This window comes from Rhodanobacter glycinis (assembly GCF_900114325.1).
Taxonomy (GTDB): Bacteria; Pseudomonadota; Gammaproteobacteria; order Xanthomonadales; family Rhodanobacteraceae; genus Rhodanobacter_A; species Rhodanobacter_A glycinis.
This window is the reverse complement of the sequence record NZ_FOSR01000003.1, coordinates 54164-80194: the sequence shown is the minus strand read 5'-3', so window position 1 is coordinate 80194 and position 26031 is coordinate 54164. Positions and strand designations below refer to the sequence as shown.

Sequence of the window (26031 nt, the reverse complement as noted above, 5' to 3'; positions counted from 1 at the left end):
GCTCTGGCGCTTGGTCGAAGCCAAGAGCATTCGCGCACAGGGTGCGCTCCTACGGCATCGCGTCATTCATCGTCCTCGCGGCCTGCCTGCAAGTCGTGCGGGCCGCCGAACAGGCGCCGCAGCTCTCGCCCGCGAAGACCGCGGCGCAGGCCGACCTGGTCGACATCCGCAGCCTGGTGCCCGACATCGCCGAAGACATCAAGTACGCCGGCCGCGACAACTTCGTCGGTCGGCCGGTGCACGGCTACCTTGCCCCGAAATGCCTGCTGCTGCGCCCGGCTGCCGACGCACTGGCCCGGGTCGAACACGATCTGCGAGCGCAGCACTATCGGCTGAAGCTGTGGGATTGCTACCGCCCCGCCCGCGCGGTGGCGGACTTCGTGCACTGGGCGCACGACCTCTCCGACCAGCGCACCAAACCGCAGCACTACCCGAACCTGGACAAGTCGAAATTGCTCGGCGTCTACATCGCTCCCGTGTCCGGCCACAGCCGTGGCGCCACCGTCGACCTGACCATGGAGCGCTGCGCCGCCGATGGCACGCATTGCGCGCCACTGGACATGGGCACCGGCTTCGACTGGTTCGGCGTACGCGCCCACACCGACGCCCCCGGCATCAGTGCCACCCAGCTCGCCAACCGCCACCGCCTGCGCGCCGCCATGGAGCACGAAGGGTTCAAGAACTACAGCATGGAGTGGTGGCACTACACCCTGGCACCCGAGCCCACGCCGCACACGCTGTACGACGTGCCAGTGCAATGAATGCCCCACTCTCGCCACGCCCTGCACGAAACAATCCCTCTCCCCTCGGGAGAGGGTGCCGGCAGGCGGGTGAGGGTACGGCCGGAGCGCAACGCTCCGCTCCGCCCGAACCCTCTCACCAACCCCTCTCCCGAAGGGAGGGGGCCCAAGCCCCGGCTTCCGGAGGTCCGCCATGCGTCTTGTCACCCTCTTCGCCCTGTCGCTGTTCGTCGTCGGAACCACAAACGCCACCACCGCCGACACCATCCAGAACGCCAACCGCCTGATGCAGAAATACACCGGCGACGTTCCCGGTGCCTCGCTGCTGGTGATCAAGGATGGCAAGCCGCTGATCGACCGCGGCTACGGCATGGCCGACCTGGAACACCACGTCGCCGCCACGTCGGCCACCGACTATCGCCTCGCTTCCGTCACCAAGCAGTTCACCGCCGCGGCGATCCTGCTGCTGTCGCAGGACGGCAAGCTGAAACTCGACGACTCGATCCGCCACTGGCTGCCGTCGCTGCCGACCTTCGCCGGCAAGGTGACGCTGCGCGAGCTGCTCTGCCATACCGGTGGCCTGCTCGACTATGAGGACCTGATTCCAACCGGCGCCACGAAGCAGTTGAACGACCAGGACGTGCTGCGCATGGTCTCCGCCACCACGCACACCTACTTCGCGCCCGGCTCCACCTACCGCTACAGCAACACCGGCTACGTGCTGCTCGGTCTGGTGGTGGAAAAAGCCTCCGGCCTGCCGCTGCAGGACTTCCTCAAGCAGCGCATCTTCACGCCACTGCACATGGACCACACCCTGCTCTACGTGCACGACGACAAGACGGTGCCACATCGCGCCTACGGCTACAGCGAAACCGATGGCCAATGGCAACGCACCGACCAGGACCTGACCAGCGCCACCCGCGGCGACGGCGGCATCTATTCGTCCATCGACGACCTGGCCAAATGGGATGCCGCGCTGTACGACGACCGCCTGCTCAGCGATGCCTCGCGCAAGCTGGCCTTCAGCCCGCACGTCAAAGTCACTGGCGAACCGTACGAAGCCAGTTACGGTTTCGGCTGGCGCATCACCGGCGACACGCTGTGGCACTCCGGCGAAAGCATCGGCTTCCGCAACGTGATCGTGCGCTGGCCGAAGCAGCACCTCACGGTGGTCCTGCTCAGCAACCGCAACACGCCGGAACCTTACCGCACCGTGCTAGCCATCGCCGAGCCGTTCTTACATTGACTACCGTCATTACCCCAACCTTTCCTTACCGTCATTCCAGCGCAAGCTGGAGGAGCTTTTCAACAGACGAAGGTCTGGTCATCCAGTGAAGCATGCGTGCGAAGCACACGAAACCGGTTTTGCGTGCTTCGCACGAGTCGTTTGACTGGATTCCGGCCTGCGCCGGAATGACGAGCAAAAACCACTCATGAAACCCACCGCCATGCGCCAGACACTCCCGATCCCACGCCTCCTGCGCACAGCCACCCTGCTGCTCGCACTCGCACTCCTCGCTGCCTGCGCCCACGCGCCGCCGCGCAACCCGCTGGCCACCTGGGTGCCTTCGCCCAACCACGACATTCGCCGGCCGGTGCTGATCGTGTTGCACTTCACCAACGAGCATACGGCGCAGGAAGCACTCGATACCTTGCGCACCCGCAACAGCGGCGGCCCGGTCAGTGCGCATTACCTGATCGGCAGCGACGGCCACATCTACCAACTGGTGGCCGATCAGCTGCGTGCCTGGCACGCAGGGCCGGGGCGCTGGGGCACCATCACCGACCTCAACTCCGCTTCGACCGGCATCGAGCTGGACAACGATGGCCACACGCCATTCGCCCAACCGCAGATCGCCAGCCTGCTGCGCCTGCTTGCCGACCTCACTACGCGGCTGCACATCCCGCCCACGCAAATCATCGGCCACGAAGACCTGGCCCCCGGACGCAAGGACGATCCCGGCCCGCTATTCCCGTGGCAACAACTCGCCGATGCCGGTTTCGGCCGCTGGCCAAAAGGCCCGCTATGCGATCCACCCGCAGGTTTCGATCCATGGATGGCGCTGGCCGTGGTTGGCTATCCCCTGGACGACCGCCCCGCCGCCGTGCGCTCCTTCCACCACCATTTCCGCGGCATGGACGGCGACACGCTGGACGCACAGGATCTGCGCGTTCTCTACAACCTCGCGCAGCAGATCGAACCGACGGCCAACACCTGCGCCGCACCGGCACCACAGTCACCCTGACATGGAGAAGTCGCATGATGCATCATGTGGTTTCCATCTCTCACGGACGACCGACCGATGATCTATGTGCAACTCGTGCTACTTGTGGTCGGAGCGACGCTGCTGGTCATCGGCTATCGGCGCAACGCACGCAAGCTGATGCTCGCTGCGGCCATCGCGTTGTTCCTCACTGGAAGCGGAGCGCAGTTCGCTACGGGCTTTGCGCAAGGACTGCACCAAGGCATCGCCGACTGGGCGAAGTAAACGATCACCCGTGAAGCTGTTCTCGGTATCCCGAAAACTGTTCAGAACTTTCCGTACTACTGCCGGCAGTGCGCCCATTGCTTCATTGGCACCACGGGAAGCCAACTAGAACCTCTCGACCGTTTCAAGAAGGTCAGCGCAGCTTCCGGCGAAGCCGGATGTTGTCCCACGCGAGAGACGCAACGGCGATGATAAACAGGATAGAACCACCCGCCTCGCCCAAAAAGCGCCAGAACAGCACAGCGCCTGCGCAGCAGACGATGGCTACAGTCAGTAACGCCACGTCGTCTTTCATTTTTACCTTAGTTTGCGCTTTCACGCTGCCGCCCCCCGTGCCAATTGCCCATAGAGATAACGATTACGTCGGACGGTGTCGTATATCTCTGGGTGGGAAACAAGCTGGCGTGAAATACTCGGTGTTAGCATGCGATTTCGTGCTGCGTAGCCAAGCACATCGATTATCTGCGTGCCACACGAAAGGGACCGACCAGTTGCTACGGCCGCGCTGCCAACTGCAGCCCCGAGGTACCAAGAGGCGGACATTCCGCCGACCACAACCAGCCCGTCCATCTTTGTGCCGGCTTTCAATAGTTCAAAGACGGTCACCCGTGGCCCGAGCCTTGAATACAACGCGACCAGTCCGGAGATCGCACCGGTTATCTCATGTTGCGTCGAATACCAAGATGTAGGAGACGGCAAGTGCATCTGCTCCATGTTCTCTCGGAAGTAGGCGTACCACGCTGGCTGCTTCGGGCATCTGTCCATTTTCAACGTTCCCTCGCTGTTGTCCTGCACTGGATGGTAGCGCAGCAGTGGAGGGTTTCCATGAACCATAACTCAGAATCGGTCGCCGCTCTCAGTCATCGCCAGCAGCAGTGCTGCGGTGACACACCACGCCGGCCGCCTCACAACCCCTTCGCCGCCTGCGCCACCGCGCGGAACAGTGCGCGGCCCTTGTTCATCGTCTCTTCCCACTCGGCGGCGGGGTCGGAGTCGTAGACGATGCCGGCGCCCGCCTGCACGTGCAGACGGCCGTCCTGGATCACCGCTGTGCGGATCGCGATGGCAGTGTCGGCATCGCCCCACCAGCCGATCCAGCCGATGGCGCCGGCGTAGATGTTGCGCTTGTACGGTTCGAGTTCCTGGATGATTTCCAGCGCGCGGATCTTCGGCGCGCCCGAGAGCGTGCCGGCCGGGAACGTGGCCTTGAGCACATCCATGTAACTGAGGTTCGGCTTGGCGGTGCCCTGCACCTGCGAGACGATGTGCATGACGTGCGAGTAACGCTCGATCGCGAACGAATCGGTGACCTCGACCGTGCCGGTTTCGCTGATCCGGCCGATGTCGTTGCGACCCAGGTCGATCAGCATCACGTGCTCGGCGCGTTCCTTCGGATCGGCCAGCAGCTCGGCTTCCAGCGCCTGGTCCTCGGCCTCGGTGGCACCGCGCTTGCGCGTGCCGGCCAACGGGCGCACCAGTACCTTGCCGTCTTTCAGCCGGGCGAGGATTTCCGGCGACGAGCCGACGATCTGGGTCGCGCCGAGATCCACGAAATACATGTACGGCGACGGATTCAATGCGCGCAACGCGCGGTACACATCCACCGGCCGCGCATTGAAGCCCACGCTGAGCCGCTGCGACGGCACCACCTGGAAGATGTCACCGGCGCGGATGTATTCCTTCGCCTTCTCCACCATCGCCTCGAACTCGGACTTGGTGAAGGAGGATTTGAAATCGCTTTCGTCCAGCGCGGTGGACTGGGTCAGCTGCGGATAGGCCGCGCCGCCCTGGCGCAGGCGATAGACCAGCGCGTCGAGCCGGCGCTGCGCCTGCGCGTAAGCCTGCGGCTGCGACGGATCGGCATGCACGATCAGGTAGAGCCGCCCCTTGAGGTTGTCGAAAACCGCCACTTCCTCGGCCAGCATCAGCAGCACGTCGGGCGTACCCAGCTCGTCGGCGCGGTCCCACTGCGCCAGGCGCGGCTCGATGTAGCCGATGGTCTCGAAGCCGAAGTAGCCCACCAGTCCGCCGCTGAACGCCGGCAGCTGCGGCAGCCGCGGCACGTCGTACTGCGCGCGCAGTTTCTCGATCTCGCCCAGCGGATCGTCGAGGTGGCGGCGCTCGGTGACTTCACCCGAGTCCTCCACTTCCAGTTCATGTCCGCGCAGGCGATACACCCGCTTCGCCGGCAGGCCAATGATCGAATAGCGTCCCCAGGTGGCGCCGCCCTCGACCGATTCGAACAGGAAGGTGTACGGGCCATCGGCCAGTTTCAGGTAAACCGACAGCGGCGTGTCCAGGTCGGAGAACACCTCGCGCACCAGCGGAATGCGGGTGTGGCCCTGCGCGGCCAGTGCATCGAAGTCGTCTTGGCTGATTTTGCCTGGGGAAATCACGTGGGGGTCCTGCGGGGAAAGTGCATCAAGATAGCAGTCTGTACGGCCATGGGCACGCTCTTCACCCCGGCTTGTTCTGCCGATGGCACTGCCACTAATCTCGCTTCAGGGGAATGCATCGAACGGGGAACCGGTTCGATTTCGGCGATTCGCGATAGACAAACCGGACTTCCGGTCTGTCGACGCGTGATGCGCGCATGGATTCCCCTGGTGATTGTTTTTCCGATGGCGCGGCCATGGAAAGCATGTCGTTACCCGCCAACGCGTGGGTGACAGCGAACTTCAGGATGACCCACAGGGAGTGCGATGTGACAACCACGAACCAGACATGGATCGGCCAGAACGGCAAGCAGTACGGTCCGTACAGCGAAGCGCAGATCCGCCAGTGGCAGCGCGAGGGCAAGCTGTCCGCCGACGCGGTGGCATGGCGCGAGGGGATGGCCGACTGGGTGCCGCTGGCCACCCTGTTTCCGCCGCAGGCAGCGCAGCCACCGGCGCCGCCTCCGCCACCCGCACCACCTGCTCCGCCACCGTCCCCACCTGCTGCTGATCGCACGCAGGGCTTTTCCGCCTGGCATGACGATGCGCCCGCGTACGACGAGCGCGACGACGTGCCCATGCCGCCATCGCTGCACTGGGCCCTGGTATGGCTGTTCGCCGTGCTCAGTTTCGGCATCTTCGGGCTGGTGTGGCCCTTCATCCAGGCCAGTTGGGTACGCAAGCTCGACTCGCGCAGCAACGCCACGCTGCTGCTGGGGCTGGCCACCGGTTGCGTGGTGCTGGGCTATCCGATGTATATCATCAGCCTGGCAGCGCTGGCGCATGGCGGTGGCAGTTCGCTGGGCCTGGCCGGGCTGCTGCTTTTGGCCTCCTGGGTGCTGTACCTGGTGGCGTTCTTCTCCATGGCCGGCTCGATGCGCGACCATCTGGGCGGGCGCAGCCTGCCGCTGGAGATCGGCGGCGTCACCCTGTTCTTCTTCACCATGTACTACCTGCAAGGCCAGCTCAGCTGGGTCGCCCGCTGGAAGCGCACCGGACAGGTGACGCCGCGCGCGCCCAAGGGCGTGTTCTGGGCATTGTTCCTCATCGTGCCGTTCGTGCTGTCGATACTGGCGGCCATCAGTATCCCGGCCTACCAGGGCTACATCGTGCGGGCACAGGTCTACCAGGGCGCCACGCTGGCGCAGGGTGCCCGGGTGGCGGTGACCGAGTACTACACCAGCCACGGCGAGTTTCCGGCCGACAACGAGGCCGCCGGCCTGGCCGACGGCGACAGCATCACCGCCCGTTATGTTTCCGGCGTGCACGTGGTGAATGGCCGCATCGTGGTGACCTACGACACCGCGGGAACCAACCGCACGATCCGCGACAAGCTGCTGGTGCTTACGCCCTCGCCCAGCGGCGCCACGCTCAGCTGGAGCTGCGGCGACAGCACCCTGCCCGACCGCGATCTGCCGCGCGGCTGCCGCTGATCCGGCCGTTGCTCCTGGCCACGTCATGCAAGCGGCGCCGCACACGCGATACGACACGGAACCGCTGCACCTCCAGAGCGCCTGGCCAGGCGCTCAGCAGCCCCCAGGTGCCATCCGCTGCAACCGGGCTTGCCCTCTCGTGACAATCGTATAATCTTGCGATTCACGACAGGGGATGCCGATGGAACGCGACGACATGACACGGGAGTCAGTGAGCAGCAGTGCCGGATCATGGCGGCAGACGACGGCCGAACGCGCCGCCCTGCCGCCCCCGCCTGCATTGCACTGGGGCTGGGTCTTCCTGTTCAGCGTGCTCACGTTTGGCCTGTTTACCTTGATCTGGCCATTCGTCCAGGCCAACTGGGTGCGCAAGATCGACCCGCAGAGCAGTGCGAAGTCGCTGTTGTGGGTCGCGCTGGCGTGCTCCATCCTCGGGTATGTCCTGACCGGTACCGAGACATCGCACGAGATCGGCGCACCGATGAGCACCCAGATGCGCCTGGGCATGTTGCTGCAGCTGGTTCACGTGGTGCTGTACCTGATCGCCTATTTCGCCATGGCCGCGTCGATCCGCCGGGAGATGGCCGCCTATCGGGTTCCGGTACGCATTGGCGCCATTACGCTGTTCTTCCTGAACCTGCTCTACCTGCAGGGGCAGCTGCGCTGGCTGGCCCACTGGCAGCAGACCGGACGAACCCAGCCACAGCCGCCCAAGGCCGTGTTATGGGTGTGCTTCGTCATCCCTGCCGTCGTCATCGTGGCTGCGCTCGCCTTGCCCGCTTACCAGATTTACGTGGTGCGCGCGCAAGTCGCCGGTGCACTGGCCCAAGCCGAACCACTCAAACAGCAAATCATCGACGCAATCGGTCTCCATCGTGCGTGGCCACAGAGCAACACACAGGCCGGTTTAAAGGAGGCCGAGGCCTACGCCGGCAACAACTTGAGCGGCTTCGTGGTGTACGCGGTCGACGATGGCACGGCGCTGGTGACCCGCTTCGATGAACACGCCCTCGTACCGCTGCGCGGCAAGCAACTGGCGTGGGTCGCCGGAGCGCAGGGCGGGGCCATCGTGTGGCACTGCGAAAGCCCTGACATCGAAGCGATCTACCTGCCGGAGTCGTGTCACTAGCCAGCGCCGTCAACCCAGCCGCTGCCTCGGCATGCCACGCAGGCGCAGGCTGAAGGCCACGCCGCTGCCATCGTCGAGGTTGCGTGCCGCCGCCGTGCCAGCGTGGCGCTCGGCAACCAGGCGCACCACGTACAAGCCCAGGCCCAGATGCGGTGCATCGCCGGGTGTGGCCTTGTCACGCAGGCTCACCAGCGAATCGAACAGGCGGCCCTGCATCGCCGCGGGTAGCGGCGGTCCCTGGTTGGCCAGCTCGATTTCGGCACCCCCATCGATCACGCGCAGGGTCAGTCGCAGCCAGCCATCGGGTGGCGTGAACGACAACGCGTTGTCCAGCAGCTTGTCCAGCGCCTGCGCAATCGGTTCGGGTGCGCAATGCAGATGCAACGGCACCTCCGGCAACACGCATTCCAGTCGACGTTCGCCAATCAGCGGACGGTAGGCCTCGGCGCAGCCACGCACCACTTCGCACAAGTCCACGTCTTCCGGCTCGGCCGCAGCGATGGCGCGCTCCATCCGGCTCGACTCGCTCATCGCGCGCACCAGTGCGCCCAGTCGTGCCACGCCATCGCGGGCGCGGGCAAGGTAGGGCTGCGCATCCGGCGGCAATTCGCCTTGTGCCAGCAAGGTGTGCTCAAGGTTGTCCAGCGAGGACTTCACGATCGCCAATGGCGTATTCAATTCGTGCGACAGTTTCGAGGCCAGCGTGCGCAGGTAGTCGGTATAGCCACCCACCACCTCGAACAAGCGCGAGAAGCTGCGCGCCAGATCGCCAATCTCGTCATCGGCCTCGACCATCGGGAAATGCTCGCCGCGCAAATGGCCGTCCAGACGGCCGTCGTCCAACTGGGCCCGTTCGGCAGCGTCGCGCAGGCGCCCCAGTCGCAGACTCAAGCGCGTGGCGAACGCGAACAGCACGATGCCCGCGGCCAGCAGCACGCCGAAACTGGTCAGCAGCAGACCGAACAGCGCGCGATTGGCCAGCAGCGGCACCGCGCGGCTGGCCTGCTCCAGCAGCAGCACGCCGTCCGGCTTGCCCTGTCGTTCGATCGGCACTGCCGCCGCCAGCACCACCGTGCCGCGTTGCTCGCCCCAGCGCCACATGGCCGAAGGCTTGCCCTTCAGCGCCGTCTGCACTTCGGGCAGGCCTGGCTTCGGCGCCTGCTCGGTCCACGGTTCGGCATCATGCAGACGATCGGCCAGCAGTGCGCGATAAACCACGGAAGCGAACCAGCCCGGCTGCCGCCCGGCCATGCCCAGTCGACCACTCTGTGCCAGCAACCAGCCCTGCCGCGAAAACACGCGCGCGTGCACATCGACCGGGGCGAGCTGGGTCAGCTCATGCGCCAGCGGATCGGAATATTGCAGCAGGGGCCGCGTATCGACTGCCGTGGGATCGCCACCGGCCACGCCGTCGTAAACGCCCACGCCAAGCCGATCCAGCGCCAGCGTAGGCGGCAGGCGCAATTCCACCTGGTAGCCGCTGCCGTCCTCCTGCCACCAGGCGTCGATGCGATCGGGCAACCCCGGCACGGCCGGATCCAGCGGCTCGGCCACCAGCGGTCCCGGTGCGGCGCTGGCCAACAAATAGCGACGTTGGCCGGAGGCATTCGCCAACAGCACGGTGATGTGGTCAGCGCGCAGCGCGCCCGGATCGTCGGCATCGGCCCGCGTGCGCCGCGCGCAACGGATATCGGCGTAGAGATAGAGGCCATCCGCATCGCTGGCCAGCAGCAATTTGCCGCGCGTGCCCAGCGACTGGCTCCACGGCGTCATGGGTGCCCAGTCGTCGCCGTAGCCATCCACGGTGATCGGATTCACCGCCTGCTGCACATACCAGCCGGTGTCGCCCTGCGGCAGCGGCGCATGCGTCACCACCAGGCTGCGCGCCACCGCCCGCGCCGAGGCAATCAACGCCTGCGCCTGCCCTTCGCGCAGCAGCGTCTCCATCTGCCGCACGTACAGCCAGCCGGCCACCGGCAAAGCCAGCGTGCACAGAGCCACCAGCAGCAGTTTGCGGCGCAGGGTCATGGCGTGGCCATGAGGTTATGCAATGCGCGGCTCAGTGGGCGGCCGCCGCGGGTTTCGCCAACGGCGGCGCCACGTAGTGCCGGTAATGCGAAGCCACCACCACGCGCATGAAGTCGTCGAGCAAGGCGCGCTGCTGCGGGCCGCCGTCGTTGAAGCTCATCGACCAGCTCAGGCGCACGCCACTGGCCTTGCCGGGATCGCAGAAGGCGACCACGTCGTCGACATGGTCGCTGCCTTCGTAAACGGTGGCCTGGCACGGCATGGCGGCATGCGGCACGGGAAAGCTGCGCGTCTTCGCGGTCGGATCGCGCTGCAGGTAATGCTTGCGATCGGCATCCAGCTCGGCCTGCAACGTGGGCAACTTGCTCGGCCATACATTGAGCACCATCACCCGCTGCGGCTTGCCGGTCCATTCGCCCTGGTAGAGCACCGCGTCGACGCCGATGGCGCGGGCATAGGTGCAGCAATCGCGGGTCCAGCCGGCCGGCGTGTCCACGGCAATCGCCCAAGCCGGAACCTTGCCGTCGCGCGCACCATGGGCCAGCACGTTGCCCGGGGTGGCGCCCGACCCGGCCGTTGTCGCCGCTGCTCCGCCCGCCCATGCCGATATGCCGTACGCGCACAGCGCTAGCAGCAGCCACGCACGACATCCGCGCATCACGGCTTCCACCGGTAGCCGACGCCATGCACGGTCTCGATGGCATCGAACTCCGGCGCCACCGCGATGAACTTCTTGCGGATGCGCTTGATGTGCGAGGTGATGGTGGCATCATCCACCACCAGCTCGGCCTCGCGCATCAGCTGGTCGCGGTTCTTCACGTGGCCGGGGAAGCGCACCAGCGTGTGCACCATCCAGAATTCGGTGACGGTGAGCGGTACTTCCGCATCATTCCAGGTGATGCGCATGCGCTCGGATTCGAGCTTCAGCGGACCATGTTCGATCACCGTCTCGCTGGACGTCGGCGCCTTCAGCGACTCGATCCGGCGGAACAGCGCGGCGATGCGCGCGGCCAGCTGGTGCAGGCTGGTGTCCTTGCTGAGGTAGTCGTCGGCGCCCAGGCGCAGGCCGGAGATCACGTCGAAATCCGAATCGCGCGCGGTGAGGAAGATGATCGGCAGCGTGCCCGACTTGGCGCGCAATTCGCGGCACAGGTCGAAGCCACCTTCCGGCTCGTCGCCCAGGCCAATATCGATGATGACCAGCTCGGGCAACCTGGCCGCAAACGCGGTGGACGCATCCTGGCGCGACCCGTAACCGCGCGTGTCGTAGCCGAAACGGTTCAGCGCCTCGACGTAATTGGCGCGAATCAGCGGTTCGTCCTCGACGATGGCGATGCTGCGACCCATGGGCGATTGTCCTGTGAGGTGATGCTGCGCAGCGTGCTATGCGCGGCGGTCTCGCGCAAGCCGCCGTTCGCCACTGCCCGCGTTTTGCCCGATTCGGTCGCCGCTTCGCCCGCTGGCGGACGGCTGACGCGCCGCTGACGGGCGCCTGATGGAATCCAGCCCCGCAGGAACCCCGACGATGCCCAACACCTCCCAGCGCCCCGATCCCGATGCCGAACTGCACCACTTCGAGCCATTGCGCGTGGTGCTGGCACTGGGTGCCCTGCTGCTGGCGCTGTTGCTGATGCTGCCTTGAGCAGCGCCCACATGTCTCGATCCCGTTTGATGCCGTTTGCCATGATCGTTTCGATTGCCGTGGAAGGCGTGGGCGTGACCGGCGCGAAAGGATGCGCGCCGGTCACCACCTGGAGCCAGCGCGCCGATCCGAACAGGCAACCGCTGTAACCGCACGTTCACGGCTTTCCCGCCGTTCCTTCAGCCCCTCCCCGCGGAGGGGCTTTTTTTGCGTTTTGCGCGCGGCCTCGCTGCTGCCCGGCATGCGCAGGTGGGCCGTGTCGCGGATTTTCCGCGTTCAGGGAACCAATCGAAAAGAACCCGGTCCGATACTTCGACAGGCGCGCCTTCCATGGCCGTGGAAGTCGCCGCGAGCGTTGGTTTGAGCCTCCACGATCGCGACGGCGCAGGTGCGCAAGTCAATGGTGCTCTCCTCAAGCGTCGTCACGACGCTCTTTGATCCCGGCGCAATTCGTTGCGTCGGGATTTTTATGCGCGGGCGATGGCCTCGCGCATGGCGGCAATCTCCGCCGCGTAATCATCCGCACCGAAGATCGCCGATCCGGCGACGAAGGTATCCGCGCCGGCGGCGGCAATGGCGCCGATGTTGTCGGCGTTGACGCCGCCATCGATTTCCAGCCGCACGTCCAGCCCGCGCTCGTCGATCATGCGACGCACGCGACGCAGTTTCTCCAACGCCATCGGAATGAACTTCTGGCCACCGAAGCCGGGGTTCACCGACATGATCAGCACCAGGTCGAGCTTGTCCAGCACGTAGTCGAGGCAATCCAGCGACGTGGCCGGGTTGAACACCAGGCCCGCCTTGCAGCCGGAGTCACGGATCAGGCCGATGGTACGGTCGACATGTTCGCTGGCTTCCGGATGGAAGCTGATCAGGCTGGCGCCGGCCTTGGCGAAATCCGGGGCGATGCGATCGACCGGCTTGACCATCAGGTGCACGTCGATCGGCGCGGTGACGCCGTACTTGCGCAGCGCCTTGAGCACCATCGGCCCCATCGTGAGGTTGGGTACGTAATGGTTGTCCATCACGTCAAAATGCACCCAGTCGCCACCGGCGGCCAGCACGGCGGCGGTGTCCTCGCCCAGTCGGGCGAAATCGGCGGAAAGGATGGAGGGGGCGATGACGGGGGATTGCTTGGCCATGGCGTCGTCTCTGCGATGTAGGAGCGCACCCTGTGCGCGATGAAGGGGTGCGATGGAAGTTTACGGCGTCATCGCTTCGTAGGCTTTTCGCGCACAGGGTGCGCTCCTACATGTCATTCGGTCATTTGAACCCGCGCTCTTCCTTGATGCGGTCGTAGGCGGCATTGATCTCGCTGGCACGCGACTCGGCGCGCTTGCGCATGTCTTCGGGCAGGTCGCCGAGGCGGTCCGGATGATGTTCGGAAATCAGCTTGCGATAAGCGCGCTTCACCGCGCGGTCATCCGCGTCACGGGCAATGCCAAGAATGGCGTAGGGATCGGGGCCCTGGGTATTTCGCGTGGGCGGCACGTAGCCGCCACTTCCGCCGGTACCGCGACTGTAGCCGCGCTGGCCACCGGTGCCGGCGTTCCATGCGTAGCCCTTCATCGCCATCAGCGCCATCAGCTCCATGTCGCTGACCCGCAGGGCGAAGGCCAACTGGCGCAGGATCGCCATCTTTTCCGGTGGCGGATTGCCTTCGGCCAGCACCGTCTCGATCACCACGTCGAGCACGGGGAAAGCGTGGTCGCGACGCAAGCCGACCCACTGGCGCAGCTCGTCGATCATCGGGGTGACGTCGAATTCCGGCTGCTTGCCGCGGTTGAAGCTGGCCACGGCCTGCTGGCGCAACTCCGCGCTGAGGCCCATCCGCGTCATCATGCGTTCGGCGACGGCGATTTCCGCCTCGGAGACCCGGCCGTCCGATTTCGCCACCGCACCGAGCAGGGCAAACAGCGGCCCCACGAAGCCACCGGCTTCCGGCGTGGCGCTGCGGCGCTGGCTGAAGCGCAGGTTGTCCAGCACGAAGCCGATGATGCCGCCCACCGCCGCACCGACGACGCCGTGGCCCAGCAGCAGGCCGGCTATGGCGAACCAGATGGTGTAGGTGTAACTCATGGCTGCGACTTGGCCGGCGGCTGCGGCAACTGGGCGCTGTACCACTGCGCTAGCGCATCGAGGTCCGCATCGCTGAGCGGGCCGATGGCGGCACGCATCACCGCCACGTTGCGGCTGCCATCGCGGTAGTCCTTGAGGGCCTTGCGCAGGTAGTCCAGCTTCTGCCCGGCGAGATTGGGCACGCCAGGCACGCGAGCCATGCCGGTGTCGCCATGGCAGGCCGCGCACAGGCCGAGCCGCACGGGCTTCGCCGGCGTGGCGGCCACGGCCGGAAAGGCAAAAGCGAAGCTGAGTGCCGCAATCAGTACGGTTCGCATCGGCAGGAAGGAAACAATAAAGTCGCCGATTCTAGCAGTGCCGGCCGCGGGAGCGTGGGTCACAGCCATGGTTCGAGGCGAAATGCCTCACCTGTGAGGCCCGCTTTTCGGCGATTCGGCGGCCCATGGCAGTGCCCTGGGCCAGGAAGCGGCGGAAAAATGGACCGCAGACAGGACTTTGCAGTCGGACGATGGCCGTGGCCACGCTTCTGAACGCTCACGCCGCCACTGCGGCGCGGCGCCGCTACAATGGGCGATCCCTCCACCCAACGTATTCGGAGCGCACGTGCCTACCACCTTGCTGCAAGCCGACCTGCCCGGCCTCGACCTGATCCACCGCGGCAAGGTGCGCGATGTTTATGCGCTGTCTGGCAATCGGCTGCTGATCGTTGCCACCGACCGCCTGTCCGCCTTCGACGTGGTGATGCCCGACCCGATTCCCGGCAAGGGCGAGATGCTCACGCAGATTTCCAATTTCTGGTTCGGCAAGACCGCACACATCATCCCCAACCACCTGCTGCACACCCCGTTGGCCGAGGTGTTGCCGGCCGGGGTGGACCCGGCGCTGTACGAAAAGCGCGCGGTGGTGACACGTCGCTTGAAACCGGTGCCGGTGGAAGCGATCGCGCGCGGCTACCTGATCGGCTCGGGCTGGAAGGATTACCAACGCAGCGGCACATTGTGTGGCATCACGTTGCCCACCGGCCTGCAACAGGCGCAGCAATTGCCGGAACCGATCTTCACCCCCTCGACCAAGGCTGCGGTGGGCGACCACGACGAGAACGTGAGTTTCGATACGGTGGTTTCCGCCGTCGGCGTGGAGCTGGCCAACCAGGTCCGCGACGCCACGCTGGCCATCTACAAATGGGCCGCCGCCTACGCCGCCGAGCGCGGCATCATCCTGGCCGACACCAAATTCGAGTTCGGCACCGACGAAGACGGCAAGCTGTACGTGATGGACGAAATGCTTACCCCCGATTCGTCGCGCTACTGGCCCGCCGACGAATACCGCGTCGGCATCAGCCCGCCCAGCTACGACAAGCAATTCGTGCGCGACTGGCTGGAAACGCAGGACTGGAACAAGACGGCACCCGGCCCGAAAATTCCCGCCGACGTCATCGCGCGTACCCGCGCCAAGTATGCCGAGGCGCTGGAACGGCTCGCCGGTATCCGGCTGGACTGACCCATGAACGCCTGGCTGTCGCTGACCATCGCGATCATCGCCGAAGTGATCGGCACCAGCGCGCTGAAGACCAGCGAAGGCTTCAGCCGCTTTTGGCCCAGCGTGATCGTGGTCGCCAGCTACGCGACCGCGTTCTATTTCCTCAGCCTCACCTTGCGACGCATGCCGGTGGGCATCGCGTACGCGGTATGGGCAGGCGCCGGCACCGTTTTGATCACACTGATCGGCGCGGTGCTGTTCCGCCAGAAAATCGACTTTGCCGGGGGCATCGGCATCGGCCTGATCGTTGCTGGCGTCCTGGTGCTGAACCTGCTATCCAAAAGCAGCGCCCACTGAGCGCCCAACCGGGGGATTCCAACCATGCGTACCATGCAGGAGTGGCTCGACAGCTACAGCAGCGACCATCGCAATCCGACCAACCAGCGACTGCACTGGCTATGCGTACCACCGATCGTGTGGTCGGTAATCGCCCTGCTCTGGGCCATTCCGATACCGGCCTCGCTGGCCCGCCAAGGTTCCTGGGCCGTGTTGGTGATGGTGCTGGCGTTCTATTGGTACTGGCAGCGCTCGCGTCGCCTGGCGACGGCCCTGTTGGTCGCCTTCGCCGTGCTCGGCCTGATCACCCACGTGCTGTATGAGCGGCTGGGTGCCGAGCACCTGTGCTACCTGGCAGTCATCGTGTTCGTGATCGCCTGGATCGGCCAGTTCATCGGCCATCATTACGAAGGGCGCCGCCCCAGTTTCCTCACCGACATGTCCTATCTGCTGATCGGCCCCGCGTGGCTGATGGAAAAGCTGCTGCGCAAACTGGGCCTCGGAGCCTCGGCATGACCGCGACCTTGCTCACCCTGCTCAGCAGTCTGGTCTGGTGGGTGCTCTACAGCTCCATCGGCGCGCTGTTCTGCGCCTTGATCGCGTGGGTGGTGTTGCGCTGGTGCGAACAGGGTCCGCCCGTATTCAACCGCGTCTACATGGCCTGCCTGCTCTGGACATTGCTTGGGGTGCTGATGGTGGCCGGTGTGGCCATCCATGTCGGCAATGTGCGCCCACCCTACGGTGAACTGCTCCACTCGAGCCTGCTGCGGCTGGTGCTGGTGATCGACATGCTGGTGGGTGTGGTGTTGCTGTGGCGATTGATTCCGCGCTTCGACCAGCGGCGCATTCGCCCGACCAGCGCGTGCCTGGCCGTCGCCATCGTGATGGCGATTGTCTTTGGGGTGGCCACCTCGGTCGGGGTGACCTGACGGTTTTTCGGTTTGGCTTGTGCTCTTCGTGATTGCCAGATTGCTCGCCTGCGGCGGGCTTTTGCTCGTTCTGACGTGGTCGGTGGGTGGCTCGCCTGCGGCGGGCTTTCGCTTGCATTGGCGTGGTCGGTGATTGGCTCGCTTGCAGCGGGCTTTCGAGCGCCTGCCGGCGCCCGAGTTACCTCTCTTTGCTGGCCCACGCCACTGCAGGAGCAGTGGCGAACAGCGAAGCTGGCCCGAAGGGCGTAGGGCAGGATGCCCGTAGTCAAGAGACGTAACCCAGAGAAATGGCCTATGGGACCCGCCGACCCTACAAGCCATAGCGGTCGAGGAGTTTGGAACAAGCGTGACACTTCCTGTTACACCGGCGGCCACTCCGCGCCGTCACCGGATACTGAGGGCTAGGAAATAAGGCACATGGTTGCGCTGTAGCTGAGCGCTGGCTCGCTCTTCCAACCCTTCGAGAAGCGGCGCACGGCGGAGGATCAGGCCCGCAGGGTGGTCGGCATGGATGCCGGCCAGTTCAGCGCCAGGGCAGGCGACGGCATGGATGCCGGAGTTGAGGCAACGCAGGACGCAGTTGCCCGATGCCCTGTCGCTGAACCCCCGTAGCCGTGCGCGAACCCGCCGGCTCGCAGAGCCGGTGGGCGCGAACGCAGGGTGTCCCTCTTTTGGTTCCGTTTTTTACTCCGGGCATCCTGCCCTCCGCCCTTCGGGTCGGCTTCGCCGTTCAAACACGTTCCAGACGCGTTTGTGGACAAGCGAGAAAATGAACCCGCCCGCCGGCAGGCGGACGGAACCCCCGACACCGCAGGTGGCGGCACGTAGCAAAGGCATTCCAACCAAGGCGACATGCCCCCAAAAGCCTTCCGAACAGCAGCGGGCAAGCGCCGCCATCCAGTGAAGCACTAACGCCCAGCACGCAAACCCGTTCGCCTACCCTGACTGATAAACAAAAGGCGGGCCATGACGGCCCGCCTTTTTCACGACACGAAAACCAGCCTCAGCCGATCACGCGCCTGGTCGCGTCGATCACGTGGGCGACGGTGATGCCGAAGTAATCGAACAACTGCGGCGCCGGAGCCGAGGCGCCGAAGGTGGTCATGCCGATCACCTCACCGTCCAGGCCGACGTACTTGCGCCAGAAGTCGGCGATGCCGGCTTCCACCGCCACGCGCGCGCGGCACCAGCCGGGCAACACGCCTTCGCGGTATTCCAGCGGCTGCGCATCGAAGGTTTCGGTGCACGGCATCGACACCACGCGTACCGGCACATTCTGCTGCGCCAGCGCACGCGCCGCTTCCATCGCCAGCTCCACTTCGGAACCGGTGGCGATCAGGATCGCCTTGAACTTGGTGTCGGCCGGATCGGACAGCACGTAGCCACCGCGCGCGATGTCGGCCAGCTGCTGTGTGGTGCGCTGCTGGTGCTTCAGCGTCTGGCGCGAGAACACCAGGCACGAAGGGCCATCCTTGCGCTCGATCGCCGACTTCCACGACACCGCCGACTCCACCGCGTCGCAGGGACGCCATACGCGGTTGTTCGGGATGTAGCGCAGCGAAGCCATGTGCTCCACTGGCTGGTGGGTGGGGCCGTCTTCGCCCAGGCCGATCGAATCGTGGGTGTAGACGTGGATGGAATGCGCCGGGATCAATGCGCTCATGCGCACGGCGTTGCGCGCGTAGTCGGAGAACACCAGGAAGGTGGCGTCGTAAGGCACGAAGCCGCCATGCAACGCCAGGCCGTTGCCGATCGCGGTCATGCCGAACTCGCGCACACCGGAATGGATGTAGTTGGCGTTGGGGCTGGCTTCGGTAACGCTGACCGAGCCCTTCCAGATGGTGAGGTTGGAACCGGCCAGGTCGGCCGAGCCACCGATCAGTTCCGGCAACAGCGGACCGAACGCATCCAGCGTCATCTGCGAGGCCTTGCGGCTGGCCACGTTCGGACCTTCGGCCTGCAGCTTCTCGACGAACGCCTGCGACTTCTCGGCCCAGTCGGTCGGCAGCTCGGCGGCCAGTCGGCGCTTGAACTCGGCCGCCAGTTCCGGATGCGCCTTGGCGTACTCGGCGAACAGCGCGTTCCACTCGGATTCGAGCTTGGCGCCGGCTTCCTTCGCGTCCCAGCCGGCGTAGATGTCGGCGGGGATGTCGAACGGCGGCGAACGCCAGTCGAGCATGTCGCGCGCGGCGGCGATCTCATCCTTGCCCAGCGCCGAGCCATGGCAGGATTCGGTGCCTTCCTTGTTCGGCGAACCGAAGCCGATGATGGTCTTGCACATCACCAGCGTGGGCTTGCCGGTCTCGGCCTTGGCCGCGGCCAGCGCCGCCTTGACCTTCTCGGCATCGTGGCCGTCCACGTCGCGGATCACGTGCCAGCCGCAGGCCTCGAAACGCCCGGCGGTGTCGTCGGTGAACCAGCCTGGCACTTCACCGTCGATGGAGATGTTGTTGTCGTCGTAGATCAGGGTGAGCTTGCCCAGCTTCCAGGTACCGGCCAGCGAGATCGCCTCCTGCGAGATGCCTTCCATCAGGCAGCCGTCGCCGCAGAACACCCAGGTATGGTGGTCGACCACATTGAAACCGGGCTGATTGAAGCGCTCGGCCAGCACCTTCTCGGCCAGCGCGAAGCCCACGCCGTTGGCGATGCCCTGGCCCAGCGGGCCGGTGGTGGTTTCCACACCCACCGTCTCATGCGCTTCCGGGTGGCCCGGCGTCTTCGAGTGCAGCTGGCGGAAGCGCTTCAACTCGCTCATCGGCAGGTCGTAGCCGGACAGATGCAGCACGGCGTACTGCAGCATCGAGCCGTGGCCGTTGGACAGCATGAAACGGTCGCGGTTGAACCAGTGCGGGTTGGCCGGGTTGTGGTGGTGGAAGTCGTTCCACAGCACCTCGGCGATATCCGCCATGCCCATCGGCATGCCCGGGTGACCGGAGTTGGCCGCCTCCACGGCGTCCATGGCAAGGGCACGCACGGCATTGGCAAGTTGGCGACGGGTGGTCATGAAAGCATCTCCGATGGGCTGCGGTGACGAAAAACCGTCATTGTCGCCGATCGCCATGGGCATGTCGCGCAGCAATGCTGCCCGAGGGCGGGACTTAACCCGACCTTAATACTGCACTTAACGGTATTGAAACCCTTCAGGCGTGTGCCCATCTAATGGCACGGCACCGCTACATGACGGTTGCCGGACCGCGACATCACCTTTCCCCAAGGCGTCGCGGGACGCATCAAAAACAAGAGGATCATCCCCATGAACAAGACGTTGTTTGCCCTTGCCCTGGCCACCGGCGGCCTGATCGCGGTTCCTGCCGCATTCGCGCAAGACTCCACCCCCACGGCCCAGCACGGCTGGTACGTCGGCGCCGATGCCGGCTATGCCCACATCACCCAGGGCAATTACGACAACGGCGCTTTCGCCGGCGGCGTGAAAGGCGGCTATCGCTTCGCGATCAACCCCGAAACCTCGCTGGGCGTGGAAGTCGGCTACCAGTACCTGGGTCGCACCAAGGCCGATGGCGCATATAACGGCCTGCCCGGCACCAAGTCCAAGCTGCGCGGCAGCACCGCCGGCCTCGACCTGCGCTACAACTTCCAGCCGAACTGGTACGCCGAAATTCGCGGCGGCGCTTTCTACGCCCAGGCCGAAGGCCTGACCGGCGGCGACAATGCGCAATTCCGCCACTTCGAGAAAACCAGCTATTACGCCGGCGCCGGCGTGGGTTACAACTTCAACCCGCAGTGGAGCGTGGGCCTGAATTACAACTATTACGGCGCATCCGACAAGGGTCTGAAAATGAACCCGAACGTCTACACCGTATCGGGCGAATATCGTTTCTGATGGCTTGAAACGGCTTTGATAAAGCCTGTGCAATCAGGCGCCTGGAGGCGCCTGATTGCCTGGCAGCCCAACGTTTCAGAAAACAGAACGATTGCTGAATTAATTCAGACTTAATGCTTTTACTACGGTCGTTGAATCTTTTCCGTAGTGCTCCATCTAAGTATTCGTCCTTGTCGGATTTCATTCCGATTCGGCACCGGTACCGCCGTTTTCCCCAACCCGGTCGGTCACCGTTTTTCCAATAACAGGAGACACTCCATGAAGAAGTCGCTGCTCGCCCTCGCTTTCGCCACCGCCGGCCTGATGGCCGCCCCGGCCGTCTTCGCGCAGAGTGCGCCGAACGGCAACGGTGGCTGGTTCGTCAACGGCAACGTCGGTCGCACCTCCATCAACAAGGGGCCGTATGACGGCCACGACACCGGCTACGGCATCAACGGCGGCTACCGCTGGGCAGTGAGCCCGTCGGTCGCGCTGGGCGCCGAGATCGGCTACAACGATCTGGGCAACATCCACGCCAAGAACATCTTCAACGGCAATCGCGTGGTCGATCGCCAGAAGACCCAGCTGCATGGCTGGACCGCCGGCGTGAACGGCCACTTCAACATCAGCCCGAACTGGTATGTCAGTGCCCGCACCGGCATCTACGGCTGGAAGGGCCACGGCCTGAGCAACGACGACCTGCCGACCCGCCATCGCCTGGATGACACCAGCTGGTACGCCGGCGCCGGCTTCGGCTACGACTTCACCAACAACTTCAGCCTCGGCCTGAACTACGACTACTACAACGCCAAGAAGCACGACGTCGACCTGAGCACCGACATGGTCTCGGTCAGCGCCGAATATCGCTTCTGATCGACGGCTGCAAACGTCGGAAACAAGAACGGGCGCCGCGAGGCGCCCGTTTTTTCTTGCGCCCGGGGCACTGTCTCCTTGCGTCACCACTCCCCTAGAATGCGGCCGCCGCACACCGGACGTGTGCCGGCGCCCGGCATGTCGTGCCGGGCCTACGAAGGAACTCGACAAGGGGAAACAACTCGTGCAAAGGAAGATTGCAGTCATTGCCCTGCTGACCGCAGGCGCCTGCATGGCGGCTAGCGCCCAGGCCAAGGACCTCACCGGCTGGTTCGTCAACGGCAATGTCGGAACCATCGACTACAGCGCATCCGTCAACGCGGATGGCTATTCCGGTTCGGGCAGCAAAACCGGCGGCACGGCCGTACTGGTGAATGCCGGTTACCGGTCACAGTTCATCGGTGTGGAGGCCGGCTATGCCAACCTGGGCAGCGTCAAGGAAAGCGATGGCAACGTGAACAGCAAGCTCTCGGGCGATGGCTGGACACTGGGCATCAACGGTCACTTCAACCCAACCCGCATGTGGTACATCTCGGCCCGCGGCGGCGCCTTCATCTGGAAACTGCGCGCCAAGCTCACCGCGACCGACATCAGAGGTGCCTTCGGCACCGAGCGTGCATCGGGCAGCCAACAATCGCTGGGTTGGTACGGTGGCGTTGGTACCGGTGTCGATTTCAATTCGCACTGGAGCGTTGGCGCGAACTTCGACTACTACAAGATGAACGGCCACGGCTACGACATTGGCAACAAGGTGTACTCGGTCAGCGCCGAATACCGCTTCTGATCGACGGCTGCAAACGTCGAAAACAAGAACGGGCGCCGCGAGGCGCCCGTTTTTTGTTGTCGCGAAACCGGAGCCGGCTTATTTGCCGTTCCACTGCCCCAGTGCGGCCAGGCCGTTGTCCTTGGCGCGCGCGTGCACGGTCTTCTGGGCGTCGGCGTAGTTCGCCTTCATGTCCTTGGACCACAGCTTCAGCGCGGCCTGCTGCATGGCGCGGCCGTAGGAGAACGACAGCGGCCACGGGTGCGGGCCCATGCGGTTCATGGCATTGAGGTGCGAGGTGCTCTGCTCGTCGGTCTGGCCGCCGGACAGGAACACGATGCCCGGCAACGAGGCCGGCACGCAGGTCTTGAGCACGCGCACGGTGGCTTCGGCCACTTCCTCGACGCTGGCCTGCTCGTCGCACGCCTTGCCCGGAATGACCATGCTGGACTTCAGGATGGTGCCTTCCAGCATCACGTTCTGCTCGTACAGCGCGTTGAACAGGCTGCGCAGCACGGCCTCGTGCACTTCGTAGCTGACTTCGATGGTGTGGTCGCCATCCATGATGACTTCCGGCTCCACCATCGGCACCAGGCCCGCTTCCTGGCACAGCGCGGCGTAGCGCGCCAGCGCGTGGCAGTTGGCTTCGATCGCGGTGGAGCTGGGATTGTCCTCGGTGATGTTGATCACCGCGCGCCACTTGGCGAACTGGGCACCCAGCCTGGCGTACTCTTCCAGGCGCGGACGCAGGCCGTCCAGGCCTTCGGTGACCACGTCGCCCGGGAAGCCGGCCAGCGGCACCGGGCCCTTGTCCACCTTGATGCCGGGGATGATGCCGGCCTTCTTCATCACTTCCGTGAACGGCACGCCGTCCCTGGTCTTCTGGCGGATCGTCTCGTCGTACAGGATGGCGCCGGAGATATGCTCGTTCAGGCCCGGCGTGGTCAGCAGCAGCTCGCGATAGGCGCGACGGTTCTCCTCGCTGTTCTCGATACCGACCGCCTCGAAGCGCTTGGCGATGGTCTTGGTCGATTCGTCGATGGCGATGATGCCCTTCCCGGGCGCAACCATCGCCAGGGCGATGCTTTCGAGATCTTCGATGCTCATGAACGACTCCGCAAAACTGATGGCGGCCACTCGGCCGCCCCATGGGTGGATGCCGCCCACTACGGGCTGGCAAGGCTCAAACCGCGCATTGTAGCCGGAACCGGCATCCGCGACAGACGTCGGTTCAGCCTTGGTTGTAGCCCGGCAGGGCGCAGGGCGCCATCAGCTTGTCGCGGGCCGCCTTGTCGTCGGGGGAGTTGAACGGCACCACGTAGTAGGTCGCCACGGGGTTGTGGCTGCGGTTGCTCAGCGACGGGCCATAACGGAAATTGGTTACTGCGCTGGCCGCCGCCGGGCCCAGGTCGCTGGCCGGCACGACCTTCTGCACCTTCACGTGCAACGGTACGCCATCGGAGCCGATCAGGTAGCTGACCGCCACGCAACCGGGCTTGAGCAGGTTTTTGCCGCTGTTGGGCATGTTCACCTGCACCTTGGTGTTCAGGCGGATCCAGTAGTTGTACAGCTGCTGCGGGCTCACCTTGCGAGCCTCCTGCGCCAATACCGGCAGGGTGCAGAGCACGGCGGAAGCCAGCAACAACGACTGACAGAGGCGGCGTGACGTGGTGTTCATCGGGAATCTCCTGCGCAGGGGCGAAAGCGGGTGCACGCACGCAGTTTAATCGTCTTGCGCGACGCCCGTGTCATGGTTTGCCGCCTTGTCGTCGACATGCGGATAACCACGCAAGCGGTGGAGCATGCCAGTCAACCCACGCGCACCCAGTGTCAAAGCGATGCCCGCCACCAGCTTTACTCCGGAGAACAATAGACCGTTCCACTGCCCGGCAGGTGCCGCCATACCCGGATACAGCTCGGTCATTCTGTGCAATCTCCATAGCATCCAGACTTGCGGTATGGCACGAGCCAAACCATCAACAAACAACCACGCCCCAAGCGTGGCAAAGGCAATACGCTGAATAGCATCCGCGCTCAAGGAACTTTCCAGGGTCTCATGACCTGATCGCCTGACCGCCCATCTGGCCAGCAACCCCGGTTTCAGCCACAACGCCAAGGCAATCAGCAGCCCCATGGCAACCATGGCCACACCAAAAAGAGATAAGGCATGGTCTGGCATCCCCAGCAAATACACCGGCGACGCCACAAGCAGCTCCACGGCCATCAACACCGCAGCCAGCCGGATAGCAACGCACAACACCGTATAAAGCGTCGTTTTCATGCCCCTCCCTGTGCAACGCCGCGCTACCGGCGTCAAAGATCGCGCATGGTATCCACTGCGCCGTCGGCACCCACCGACAGCAGCTTCAGCGTATTGGTGCCGCCGACGTGACCCACGCGGTCACCGTAGGTGATCACCACGCGGTCGCCCTCGCCCAGCTTGCCCTTCTCGAACAGCAGCCGCACCGCGGCGCGGGTGGAGGCGGCCATACTCTGCTTCTCGCCATGGCTGAATTCCACCGGCTGCACGTCGCGCAGCAGCAGCATGCGGCGGCGCGCGGCGGCGAACGGCGACATGCCGTAGATCGGCACCGCACTGCGATAACGCGACAGCCACTGCGCGGTGGCGCCGGATTCGGTGAGCGCGACGATGGCGCGCACGCCCAACTGGCCGGCCAGCACCATCGCGGCCAGCGCGATCGCCTGGTCGGTGCGGTCCATCCGGTGATGGGCCGTGGACAGGTCTTCCTTCGGTTCGAACTGGCGTTCGGCACCCAGGCAGATGCGGGCCAGCGCGGCCACCGCCTTGTCCGGATGGGCGCCAGCGGCCGATTCCTCGGACAGCATTACCGCATCGGTGCCGTCGATCACCGCGTTGGCCACGTCCAGCACTTCGGCGCGGGTGGGAATCGGCGAACGCACCATCGATTGCAGCATCTGGGTGGCGGTGATCACCGCGCGATTGCGTTCCACCGCCTCGCGGATGATCTTCTTCTGCAGGCCGGGCAGCTCGGCATCGCCGATCTCCACGCCCAGGTCGCCGCGCGCCACCATCACCACATCGGACGCATCGATGATCTCGCCCAGCACGGGGATGGCGTCGGCGCGCTCGATCTTGGACACCAGCGCCGCGTTGCCGCCAGCCTCGTGCAACAGGCGGCGCGCCTCGTGCATGTCGGCGGCGGAACGCACGAAGGATACGGCCAGGAAGTCCGCGCCAATCTCGGCGGCGAGCTTGATGTCGGCCTTGTCCTTGTCCGACAGCGCTGTCACGGAAAGCCCGCCACCTTGGCGGTTGAGCCCCTTCCGATTGGACAGCTTGCCGGCCACCAGCACTTCACAGCGCACTTCGGCGCCCACCACCTCAAGCACGGTCAGCGCGACCAGGCCGTCGTCCAGCAGCAGCACGTCGCCGGCATGCACGTCATGCGGCAACTCGTGATAGCTCACGCCCACGCGGTCGATGTTGCCGGGCGCCGCATCGGGCGAGCAATCCAGCACGAAACGATGGCCCACTTCCAGCTCCACCGGACCCTCCGCAAACGTCTCGATGCGGATCTTCGGCCCTTGCAGATCGGCCAGCACACCGACTTCGCGGCCGGCAGCCGCCGCGGCCTTGCGCACGGCTTCGGCGCGGGCGCGGTGGTCGTCCGCCTGGCCATGGGAAAGATTCAGGCGGACCACGTCCACGCCCTCGGCAATGATCTTTTCGAGCATGCCCGGCGCGTCGGTGGCGGGACCGAGGGTGGCGACGATGCGGGTACGGCGGTTCTGGGTTGCGTTTGTCATCCGGCCAAGTCTGGTGTCGTTTATCGTCCGGCCAGACTATCAGAAGCCCAAGTGCATACGCATGCGT

At 64.9% G+C, this 26031-nt stretch carries 27 protein-coding genes; 14 read left to right on the top strand and 13 right to left on the bottom strand.

Annotated features, from left to right (window positions below):
* Positions 1 to 41 precede the first annotated feature (41 nt).
* The 4 genes from BMY90_RS04335 (at position 42) to BMY90_RS04320 (ending at position 3229) form a co-directional block, all read left to right on the top strand.
* Positions 42 to 761, top strand: coding sequence for a M15 family metallopeptidase (locus tag BMY90_RS04335; protein WP_342741498.1), 720 nt, complete (start codon positions 42 to 44; stop codon positions 759 to 761).
* 172 nt (positions 762 to 933) lie between these two features.
* Positions 934 to 1986 carry a serine hydrolase domain-containing protein gene (locus BMY90_RS04330; protein WP_092701964.1) on the top strand — a complete coding sequence of 351 codons (1053 nt, stop codon included), beginning with the start codon at positions 934 to 936 and terminating at the stop codon, positions 1984 to 1986.
* Between the two features lie 187 nt (positions 1987 to 2173).
* Positions 2174 to 2986 carry an N-acetylmuramoyl-L-alanine amidase gene (locus tag BMY90_RS04325; RefSeq protein ID WP_092701962.1) on the top strand — a complete coding sequence of 271 codons (813 nt, stop codon included), beginning with the start codon at positions 2174 to 2176 and terminating at the stop codon, positions 2984 to 2986.
* A 57-nt stretch (positions 2987 to 3043) separates the two neighbouring features.
* Positions 3044 to 3229 carry a hypothetical protein gene (locus BMY90_RS04320; RefSeq protein WP_092701960.1) on the top strand — a complete coding sequence of 62 codons (186 nt, stop codon included), beginning with the start codon at positions 3044 to 3046 and terminating at the stop codon, positions 3227 to 3229.
* 133 nt (positions 3230 to 3362) lie between these two features.
* Here BMY90_RS04320 and BMY90_RS04315 read toward each other — a convergent pair whose 3' ends face one another.
* Both BMY90_RS04315 and trpE read right to left on the bottom strand, forming a co-directional pair.
* Positions 3363 to 3548: a hypothetical protein gene (locus BMY90_RS04315; RefSeq protein WP_092701958.1), complete on the bottom strand. Its 186-nt coding sequence runs from the start codon at positions 3546 to 3548 to the stop codon at positions 3363 to 3365.
* Positions 3549 to 4134: 586 nt separating this feature from the next.
* Positions 4135 to 5625 carry an anthranilate synthase component I gene (gene trpE / locus BMY90_RS04305; RefSeq protein WP_092701956.1) on the bottom strand — a complete coding sequence of 497 codons (1491 nt, stop codon included), beginning with the start codon at positions 5623 to 5625 and terminating at the stop codon, positions 4135 to 4137.
* A gap of 308 nt (positions 5626 to 5933) precedes the next feature.
* Between trpE and BMY90_RS04300 the strand changes: the two genes are divergently transcribed.
* Entirely contained in the window at positions 5934 to 7097 is a 1164-nt protein-coding gene (locus BMY90_RS04300; RefSeq protein WP_175481492.1) for a pilin, read from the top strand.
* 196 nt (positions 7098 to 7293) lie between these two features.
* The gene (locus BMY90_RS04295) at positions 7294 to 8226 is read left to right on the top strand and encodes a pilin (RefSeq protein ID WP_175481491.1); all 933 of its coding nucleotides are present in this window, start codon (positions 7294 to 7296) and stop codon (positions 8224 to 8226) included.
* A 9-nt stretch (positions 8227 to 8235) separates the two neighbouring features.
* On the opposite strand, the gene BMY90_RS04290 is transcribed toward BMY90_RS04295, so the two are convergent.
* The 3 genes from BMY90_RS04290 to pdsR are packed head-to-tail and all read right to left on the bottom strand — an operon-like array spanning position 8236 to position 11601.
* Positions 8236 to 10254: an ATP-binding protein gene (locus BMY90_RS04290; RefSeq protein WP_092701950.1), complete on the bottom strand. Its 2019-nt coding sequence runs from the start codon at positions 10252 to 10254 to the stop codon at positions 8236 to 8238.
* 31 nt (positions 10255 to 10285) lie between these two features.
* Positions 10286 to 10912, bottom strand: a complete 627-nt coding sequence (locus BMY90_RS04285; protein ID WP_037098894.1) for a hypothetical protein — start codon at positions 10910 to 10912, stop codon at positions 10286 to 10288.
* The gene (gene pdsR, locus BMY90_RS04280; protein WP_008209455.1) at positions 10912 to 11601 is read right to left on the bottom strand and encodes a proteobacterial dedicated sortase system response regulator; all 690 of its coding nucleotides are present in this window, start codon (positions 11599 to 11601) and stop codon (positions 10912 to 10914) included. Before pdsR ends, BMY90_RS04285 begins: the two co-directional genes overlap by 1 nt.
* Positions 11602 to 11907: 306 nt before the next feature.
* On the opposite strand from pdsR, the gene BMY90_RS17185 reads away from it, so the two are divergent.
* The gene (locus tag BMY90_RS17185; protein WP_175481490.1) at positions 11908 to 12045 is read left to right on the top strand and encodes a hypothetical protein; all 138 of its coding nucleotides are present in this window, start codon (positions 11908 to 11910) and stop codon (positions 12043 to 12045) included.
* Positions 12046 to 12363: 318 nt separating this feature from the next.
* Here the strand turns inward: BMY90_RS17185 and rpe are convergent, their stop codons facing one another.
* The 3 genes from rpe to BMY90_RS04265 all read right to left on the bottom strand — a co-directional run bounded on the left by rpe (position 12364) and on the right by BMY90_RS04265 (position 14292).
* Positions 12364 to 13038 (bottom strand): ribulose-phosphate 3-epimerase, encoded by a 675-nt coding sequence (gene rpe, locus BMY90_RS04275; protein ID WP_092701948.1) that lies wholly within the window; start codon positions 13036 to 13038, stop codon positions 12364 to 12366.
* A 121-nt stretch (positions 13039 to 13159) separates the two neighbouring features.
* Positions 13160 to 13975 (bottom strand): co-chaperone DjlA, encoded by an 816-nt coding sequence (gene djlA, locus BMY90_RS04270; protein ID WP_092701946.1) that lies wholly within the window; start codon positions 13973 to 13975, stop codon positions 13160 to 13162.
* Positions 13972 to 14292 (bottom strand): c-type cytochrome, encoded by a 321-nt coding sequence (locus BMY90_RS04265; RefSeq protein ID WP_092701944.1) that lies wholly within the window; start codon positions 14290 to 14292, stop codon positions 13972 to 13974. The genes djlA and BMY90_RS04265 overlap by 4 nt, the downstream gene beginning before the upstream one ends.
* 286 nt (positions 14293 to 14578) lie before the next feature.
* On the opposite strand from BMY90_RS04265, the gene BMY90_RS04260 reads away from it, so the two are divergent.
* The 4 genes from BMY90_RS04260 to BMY90_RS04245 are packed head-to-tail and all read left to right on the top strand — an operon-like array spanning position 14579 to position 16719.
* Positions 14579 to 15475 carry a phosphoribosylaminoimidazolesuccinocarboxamide synthase gene (locus BMY90_RS04260; RefSeq protein WP_092701942.1) on the top strand — a complete coding sequence of 299 codons (897 nt, stop codon included), beginning with the start codon at positions 14579 to 14581 and terminating at the stop codon, positions 15473 to 15475.
* A gap of 3 nt (positions 15476 to 15478) precedes the next feature.
* Entirely contained in the window at positions 15479 to 15811 is a 333-nt protein-coding gene (locus BMY90_RS04255; protein ID WP_092701940.1) for a DMT family transporter, read from the top strand.
* A gap of 24 nt (positions 15812 to 15835) precedes the next feature.
* Positions 15836 to 16306 carry an Mpo1 family 2-hydroxy fatty acid dioxygenase gene (locus tag BMY90_RS04250; RefSeq protein WP_092701938.1) on the top strand — a complete coding sequence of 157 codons (471 nt, stop codon included), beginning with the start codon at positions 15836 to 15838 and terminating at the stop codon, positions 16304 to 16306.
* Positions 16303 to 16719, top strand: a complete 417-nt coding sequence (locus tag BMY90_RS04245) for a hypothetical protein (RefSeq protein WP_092701936.1) — start codon at positions 16303 to 16305, stop codon at positions 16717 to 16719. Before BMY90_RS04250 ends, BMY90_RS04245 begins: the two co-directional genes overlap by 4 nt.
* 1003 nt (positions 16720 to 17722) lie before the next feature.
* Here BMY90_RS04245 and tkt read toward each other — a convergent pair.
* Positions 17723 to 19723: a transketolase gene (tkt, locus tag BMY90_RS04240; RefSeq protein WP_092702308.1), complete on the bottom strand. Its 2001-nt coding sequence runs from the start codon at positions 19721 to 19723 to the stop codon at positions 17723 to 17725.
* Between the two features lie 249 nt (positions 19724 to 19972).
* Here tkt and BMY90_RS04235 point away from each other — a divergent pair, with 249 nt between their 5' ends.
* The 3 genes from BMY90_RS04235 (at position 19973) to BMY90_RS04225 (ending at position 22196) form a co-directional block, all read left to right on the top strand.
* Entirely contained in the window at positions 19973 to 20560 is a 588-nt protein-coding gene (locus BMY90_RS04235; RefSeq protein WP_008207531.1) for a porin family protein, read from the top strand.
* 258 nt (positions 20561 to 20818) lie between these two features.
* Positions 20819 to 21412: a porin family protein gene (locus BMY90_RS04230; protein ID WP_092701934.1), complete on the top strand. Its 594-nt coding sequence runs from the start codon at positions 20819 to 20821 to the stop codon at positions 21410 to 21412.
* 184 nt (positions 21413 to 21596) lie between these two features.
* Positions 21597 to 22196 (top strand): outer membrane beta-barrel protein, encoded by a 600-nt coding sequence (locus BMY90_RS04225; protein WP_092701932.1) that lies wholly within the window; start codon positions 21597 to 21599, stop codon positions 22194 to 22196.
* 78 nt (positions 22197 to 22274) lie between these two features.
* Here BMY90_RS04225 and BMY90_RS04220 read toward each other — a convergent pair whose 3' ends face one another.
* The 4 genes from BMY90_RS04220 to pyk all read right to left on the bottom strand — a co-directional run bounded on the left by BMY90_RS04220 (position 22275) and on the right by pyk (position 25964).
* A complete protein-coding gene (locus tag BMY90_RS04220) occupies positions 22275 to 23282 on the bottom strand; it encodes a class I fructose-bisphosphate aldolase (protein WP_092702306.1) in 1008 nt (335 codons plus the stop codon).
* Between the two features lie 124 nt (positions 23283 to 23406).
* Positions 23407 to 23853: an energy transducer TonB gene (locus BMY90_RS04215; RefSeq protein WP_092701930.1), complete on the bottom strand. Its 447-nt coding sequence runs from the start codon at positions 23851 to 23853 to the stop codon at positions 23407 to 23409.
* A gap of 45 nt (positions 23854 to 23898) precedes the next feature.
* A complete protein-coding gene (locus BMY90_RS04210) occupies positions 23899 to 24456 on the bottom strand; it encodes a hypothetical protein (RefSeq protein ID WP_092701928.1) in 558 nt (185 codons plus the stop codon).
* Between the two features lie 32 nt (positions 24457 to 24488).
* Positions 24489 to 25964, bottom strand: coding sequence for a pyruvate kinase (pyk, locus tag BMY90_RS04205; protein WP_092701926.1), 1476 nt, complete (start codon positions 25962 to 25964; stop codon positions 24489 to 24491).
* Positions 25965 to 26031: the final 67 nt, after the last annotated feature.